This window comes from Lysinibacillus sp. RU7 (assembly GCF_057837305.1).
In genome coordinates this window covers 1-1,084 of sequence record NZ_JBYQFK010000063.1, presented here as the reverse complement: position 1 = coordinate 1,084, position 1,084 = coordinate 1, and the positions used below count along the sequence as shown (strand labels likewise).

The 1,084-nt window shown below is 38.7% G+C and carries 1 protein-coding gene; it reads right to left on the bottom strand.

Annotation, left to right across the window (positions count from 1 at the left end):
• Window positions 1-73: 73 nt before the first annotated feature.
• Window positions 74-1,084 (bottom strand): transposase (locus AC3II9_RS21460; protein WP_489158721.1); only part of this gene is annotated, 1,011 nt, incomplete at its 5' end.

Genomic DNA, 1,084 nt, shown 5'->3' with positions numbered 1-1,084 from the left:
TGAATCAATTTCATAAATCGATTTTTTCAAGAGCTTAGACTAACCCAATTTCTTGATTCTTATTTTTAAAAAATTATGCAGCTGTATTTTGTTCAATTAATTGTGCATTCAAACGATCGACGGCTAATTTGCAGGCATTATAAATAAACGTCACCAGATTGAAATGTAGCTTGGCTTTTCTACCTGTTCGGTGACGGACATTATTTAATTGGAAATATTCTTTTAAGTAGGCATTCACGCGTTCAACAGCTGTACGTTCTTTGTACAGTTTATCCCATAATGCCGAACCTCTTGCTGGATACGTATACTTGCGAATATCTGTTTTACACTTGATTTTAAAGACTTTTTGACACAGTGAATCCTCACGTAATGGACACGTTACACATTCTTTTGGACGTGTAAATTTTAAACTTTGGTATTTCTCGTCAAAGCTGTCGTAGCAGTAGCTATGTTCCCGTACACACGTTGGACAGAAATGTTCATCGAAGCCTAAGATTTCAGATTCACGACGTTTAACGTATGGAATGACTGCTTTCATGTCTTGATTTAAGATTTGTTGATAAATCGCTTCGTAATCATATCCTGCATCGAATATAGTTGTTGTGAATTGATTTGGCACCACTTCCGCTACCTTTTTTAACAGCGGAATGGCTGCTTTACTATCACTTAAACTACCGGACGACATCAAGCGTGCCACAATGTACTGACTTTTTGTCGAGACAGCTAAATGTCCTTTGAAGCCGAACCAAAACGTATTTTTACCGTCACTATTTTTCTTGACGCCCCATTTGGGTTCAATCGGGATGTCTTGCCAAAGTGTCGTTGTTGGAATGGTTAACTGGGCTTCTAATTTCTTCTCATACGTTGTAAGATTTGCCTCAATTTCTGCTTGTTCAGCGAGCCAGGCAGCACGTTCTTCTTTTAATTTGCGGCCACGCTTTTTCGGGATCTTTTCTTTTTTATCAGATGGTTTTGACGCATCTCGCGCTTCGAAATGTGTCGCGTCAAAACCAAGGTGTTCATCGTCCAGAAACCCTTCAGTAAAGGCTGTTTGAATTAATATATCTTGCATTCTCTCGAAGAC